This window comes from Candidatus Kryptobacter tengchongensis (assembly GCF_001458555.1).
In the GTDB taxonomy this organism is placed as follows: Bacteria; Bacteroidota; Ignavibacteria; order Kryptoniales; family Kryptoniaceae; genus Kryptonium; species Kryptonium tengchongense.
Window position 1 is genome coordinate 1 of record NZ_CZVH01000009.1, and the last position, 5,122, is coordinate 5,122.

General features: G+C 36.9%; 5 protein-coding genes and 2 pseudogenes. 4 read left to right on the plus strand and 3 right to left on the minus strand.

Annotated elements, in window-relative coordinates:
* Nucleotides 1-458: pseudogene (locus AT685_RS00275) on the plus strand (aminotransferase class III-fold pyridoxal phosphate-dependent enzyme); the annotation flags it as partial.
* 34 nt (nt 459-492) lie between these two features.
* Here AT685_RS00275 and rdgB read toward each other — a convergent pair.
* The 3 genes and pseudogenes from rdgB to radA form a co-directional block, all read right to left on the minus strand.
* On the minus strand, nt 493-1,122 hold the full coding sequence (gene rdgB / locus AT685_RS00280) for an RdgB/HAM1 family non-canonical purine NTP pyrophosphatase (protein WP_072151078.1): 630 nt from the start codon (nt 1,120-1,122) through the stop codon (nt 493-495).
* Nucleotides 1,082-1,384, minus strand: coding sequence for a PQ-loop repeat-containing protein (locus AT685_RS00285; protein WP_072151079.1), 303 nt, complete (start codon nt 1,382-1,384; stop codon nt 1,082-1,084). Before AT685_RS00285 ends, rdgB begins: the two co-directional genes overlap by 41 nt.
* 19 nt (nt 1,385-1,403) lie before the next feature.
* Nucleotides 1,404-2,781: pseudogene (gene radA / locus AT685_RS00290) on the minus strand (DNA repair protein RadA).
* 181 nt (nt 2,782-2,962) lie between these two features.
* On the opposite strand from radA, the gene lysA reads away from it, so the two are divergent.
* The 3 genes from lysA to AT685_RS00305 form a co-directional block, all read left to right on the plus strand.
* On the plus strand, nt 2,963-4,246 hold the full coding sequence (gene lysA / locus AT685_RS00295; protein WP_072151080.1) for a diaminopimelate decarboxylase: 1,284 nt from the start codon (nt 2,963-2,965) through the stop codon (nt 4,244-4,246).
* Between the two features lie 11 nt (nt 4,247-4,257).
* Nucleotides 4,258-4,770, plus strand: a complete 513-nt coding sequence (locus tag AT685_RS00300) for a LiaI-LiaF-like domain-containing protein (protein WP_072149649.1) — start codon at nt 4,258-4,260, stop codon at nt 4,768-4,770.
* On the plus strand, nt 4,767-5,122 hold a 356-nt coding region (locus AT685_RS00305), incomplete at its 3' end, for a TIM barrel protein (protein ID WP_143713049.1). The genes AT685_RS00300 and AT685_RS00305, both read left to right, overlap by 4 nt.

Here is a 5,122-nt window from a genome sequence, read left to right on the forward strand (position 1 = left end):
TCCCCGGCGGAGTGAATTCACCAGTTAGAGCATTTAAATCTGTAAATTCAACCCCTCTTTTTATTTCAAAAGCATCCGGTTCAAAAATTTGGGATGTTGATGGAAATAAATTTATTGATTATGTGATGTCTTGGGGACCGCTCATACTTGGACATTCACATCCAGAGGTTATTTCTGCAGTTAAAGGTATTTTGAAGAACGGGACAAGTTATGGTGCTCCAACTGAAATTGAAGTTAAGATGGCGGAATTGATAAATAAAATGATGCCAACAGTTGAGCTTGTCAGAATGGTTAATTCTGGGACTGAGGCAACGATGAGCGCAATTCGCCTTGCGAGGGCGTATACAGGAAGAAAGAAAATAATAAAATTTGAAGGTTGCTATCACGGACATGCAGATAGTTTTCTTGTTAAGGCTGGCTCAGGTGCAACAACGCTCGGGATACCAAGTAGTCCTGGGGCTTTTGTGTAAAGTGTTTTACTTTTAGTTTTTTTCATTCCAAACCAGCTTTTGTTTTTAAAATCAGCGTAAGAAATTCGGCAAATTTTTGAATTGCCTTTGATCTATGGCTTATCTTGTTTTTTAAATCTTCCGGCATCTCTGCATAAGTCAATTCATATCCATCTGGGACAAAAAGAGGATCATATCCGAAGCCTCCCATCCCTCTGGGTTCAAAGATGACTTTACCTTTCGTTTCTCCTTCAAAAATTTTCTCTTCATTTTTATTAACATAGGCGATCACACATTTAAATGTAGCGGTTCTCTTCTCAAGCGGAACGTCTTCAAGTTTTTTCAAAAGTTTCCTGTTATTCTCTTCATCCGTTGCCCTTAACCCTGCATATCTTGCCGAATATACCCCTGGCTCACCATTTAAAAAATCAACTTCAATACCACTGTCATCAGCAATTGAGGGAAGACCGGTAAATTTATGAATCTCTTTTGCCTTCTTAAGAGCATTTTCAATATATGTTTTTCCATCCTCTTCAATTTCTGGGACTCCTATGAAATCACCAGCACTTAAAATTTCTATCCGAGAATACAACTCATCATCAAGATAAATTTTTAAAATTTGCTTTATCTCCTCAACTTTGTGCTTGTTTTTCGTGGCAAGAACTAATTTCATTAACCTTTTTCGGGTTTGTTCTAACACGGGGGAAGAATTTGAAGTATAAATTTATTAAACTTCCAACAGAAGCAAGAAAATTAAGCGTGAAAAACACATAATTTCCAATCGCATAAATCGTCAGAGATAAACTACCAATGAAATAAATCAAAAGGAAATAAAGATTCATGTTTGTATAACCGCGCTTTATTGACTCATATGTTTGCGGTATCCAACACACCACAATTGCTACTAAACCAATAAGCCCAAGAGTTTCTTTCATCTTTGCCCCTTTTATAGTTTTAAATGTTTAAAAGTTCCTCAAGCGCCTGATTAACCTTTCTTACGCCAACCACTTCAATTTCGGTTTCAACTTTCAGACCACGCATATTATTTTTTGGAATGATAATTTTTTTTGAAACCAAGTTTAGCAGATTCCTGAATCCTTTTCTCAATCTGAGTAACTGACCTAACTTCACCAGCAAGTCCAACCTCACCGACTACAACGGATTGCGAATCAACAGGTATATCTTTCAAACTTGAAACAATTGCCGTCACAACGCCAAGGTCAACCGCAGGTTCTTCAATTTTCAAACCACCGACAATTTTTATAAACACATCATGCCCCCCTAACCTTATCCCAACTTTTTTCTCAAGCACAGCAAGAAGAACAGAAAGGCGATGATAATCAAATCCAATTGATGTCCTTTGTGGCGTTCCATAACTTGCAGGGGAAACAAGAGCTTGAACTTCCACAAGAAGGGGTCTGGTCCCCTCTATACACGCCACGACTGAGGAACCAGAAGCTCCAAATGTTCTCTCTGAAAGAAATATCTCTGATGGATTTTTAACCTCCTTTAAACCTTCCGTGGTCATCTCAAAAATCCCAATCTCATTCGTTGAACCAAATCTATTTTTCACAGCTCTTAAAATTCTGTAAGATTGATGCCTCTCACCTTCAAATTGTAAAACAGTATCAACCATATGCTCAAGAACCTTCGGACCAGCAATTAATCCATCTTTCGTTACATGCCCAACAAGAAGGATGGACTTGCCCGTATTTTTTGCCATCTGCATTAACACCGAAGCACATTCACGAACTTGACTAACACTTCCGGGGGCACTTTCAAGTTCAGGTCTATACATAGTTTGAATTGAATCAATGATAATTATATCTGGATTGGTTTCCTCAATAACATTTATGACAAGATTTAAATTTGTCTCAGCAAGGACAAGAAAATTCTTGGATTGAAATGATTTAGGGAAGTTTAATCTCTCGGTTCTAAGTTTAAGCTGTTTTACAGATTCCTCACCTGTGACATAAAGAATTTTTTTCCCCTTCAAACCCGGGACTATCTGCGTCATCAGGGTTGATTTCCCAACCCCGGGGTCACCAGCTATTAAAACCACAGAGCCAGGGACAATCCCTCCACCAAGAACACGGTCAAGCTCAGCTATCCCAGTTTTTATTCTTTCATCTTCTTTAAGTTCAATTTTATCAATATCAACCGCTATAGCGGGCTGTTTTAAAAGTGAAATCTGCTCCTGTAATTTATCTTCTGGCATTATTATCTCCTCAACCATAGTGTTCCATTCATTGCATTCGGGACATCTACCCATCCACTTAAGTGAAATGTATCCACAATTTTGGCAGACGAAATGTGTTTTCTGTTTTGCCATATCTAAATTTTTAAAGTTTTCTCAATAAAATTTAATGCTTGGTAAAGCCAAATAAATATAATCTTGCAATAGGAATAAAACAAGTTTAAAATCAGCACAACTTTATCCTGCGCCCGATTTTCCAACATTTTCTATTGAAAATTTCACCTGCTGGAATTATTTTTAAAACAAAAAAAGAAAATTGCTTCATTTTTATTACAAATCTGATGAACTCTACTGTGAGGAAGTCCCTATTAGAAAAATAGCTGAAGAATTTGGAACGCCAATTTATATCTACAGCAAGGCACAGATAACCCAAAACTTTGAGTTATTGAAAAATTCACTCCGCAACTCAAAAATTTTATACGCCCTTAAAGCAAATTCAAACCCATCAATACTTAAAATTTTAAGCAAACTTGGGGCTGGAGCTGACACTGTCTCGGCCGGGGAAATTTATATCGCCCTAAACTCTGGCTTCAAACCAGAGGAAATATCATTCGCAGGGGTTGGGAAATACGACGATGAGATAAAATTTGCACTTGAAAATGACATTTTCTCACTCAACATTGAATCACCGCAAGAGCTTCTCATAGTGAATGAAATTGCAAAAAGTTTAAACAAAACAGCCAGAATTTTAATCCGGGTAAATCCCGATATCAATGCCCAAACTCACCCGTATATATCAACGGGGATAAAAACAAGCAAATTTGGAATCGATCCAAACGAGGCAATTGATGTTTTTAAAAAAGCAACTAACCTAACAAATGTTGAACTTCTTGGAATTCATACTCATATCGGCTCCCAAATAGTCAGTGTTGAACCATTCGTTGAAACAGCGGAATTTATCCTGCGGTATATTGAAAAACTTGAGAAAAACGGAGTGAAAATTTCACATATTGATTTTGGTGGTGGGCTTGGTGTGAAATATAAAAATGTGATCGTCAATGACAAACTGCCATTTGAAGAAAACGATGATAAAGAACTAAACCCCGAACTTTTTGCAAATGAAATTTTACCAATTCTTGAGAAAACTGGATGCGAGCTCATCTTTGAACCAGGGAGATTTATAATTGCAAACGCCGGCATAATCGTTGGAAAAGTTATCTACACAAAAAAAAGCAAAGTCAAGAATTTTATAATAACCGATATCTCAATGACCGAACTTATAAGACCAGCTCTTTACAAAGCTTATCATCAAATCGTCCCTGTTACTTTAAAAAGTGAAGAGATAGAAATCGCAGATATCGTTGGTCCTGTTTGCGAAACAAGTGATTTCATCGCCATAGATAGAAAAATTCCTTCCGTTTCAAGAGGGGATTACATTGCCGTTATGACTGCTGGAGCTTACGGCTTCGTTTCAAGCTCAAATTACAACGCAAGACCACGACCCGCAGAAATTCTAATTGACGGGGAAAATTATTATCTTATACGAGAACGTGAAACTTTTGAAGATCTATTAAGTAAAACCCTAATGACAAAAATATAGACACCATAAAAATGACATCAATAACACAGAGAAACGGAAAATCTACTCTGTTTTTCGGAGTTATACTTGTTATAATTGGATTCTTGATCCTCCTTGATAAACTTGGAACTTTACACTTAAGCTGGAAGAAAATCATCTCTGTTTTGCTTGTGGTCTATGGAGCATATCTTGGATACTCTGGTTTCGGGTTAAATTCAAATAAAAAAGTTTTCTGGGGTTCAATTTTCTTTTTCTTTGGAATTTATCTTTTCATAGACTCTTTTGATCTACTCAATCCTGAAATCCATTTCTTTTGGCCAGTAGTTCTGATAGTGACTGGTTTATCGTTCTTGATGTCTTTCGTCAATCGCCCCAATGATTATGCCCTTCTTCTGCCAGCGATGACGCTTATTGGAATTGGAGTTTTGTTTCTACTCACAAATGTTGGGGTTATATACTCCTTTGAGATTTGGGAAAACTTTGAAAAATTTTGGCCTATCCTGCTTATAATTCTTGGACTTTATCTCATATTGAAAAAGAGATGAAAAATTCAAATAGGTTAAACATCGGAGCCCATATCTCAATAAGTGGCGGTCTTGATAAATCTGTTTCAAGAGCTGTAAAAATCGGATGTGAAACAATTCAAATATTCACCAAAAGCAACGCCCAATGGAGGGCAAGAAAATTAAACAAAAAAGAAATAGAAAAATTCCATTCCGAACTCTACAAATTTCAAATTTACCCCGTCATCGTCCACAGTTCATATCTTATAAATCTGTGTGCAAGCGATAAAGAAATACTCAAAAAGTCAAGGGATTCGTTTGTTCAAGAACTAAAAAGATGCGAAAGCATTGGCGCAATGTGCCTTGTTTTACATCCCGGGGCTCATCTTGGAAA

Bases quoted from the DNA above. Each gene is read 5' to 3' on its own strand.
- rdgB (WP_072151078.1), bottom strand. From the start codon at position 1,122: ATGAAATTAGTTCTTGCCACGAAAAACAAGCACAAAGTTGAGGAGATA.
- AT685_RS00285 (WP_072151079.1), bottom strand. From the start codon at position 1,384: ATGAAAGAAACTCTTGGGCTTATTGGTTTAGTAGCAATTGTGGTGTGT.
- AT685_RS00300 (WP_072149649.1), top strand. From the start codon at position 4,258: ATGACATCAATAACACAGAGAAACGGAAAATCTACTCTGTTTTTCGGA.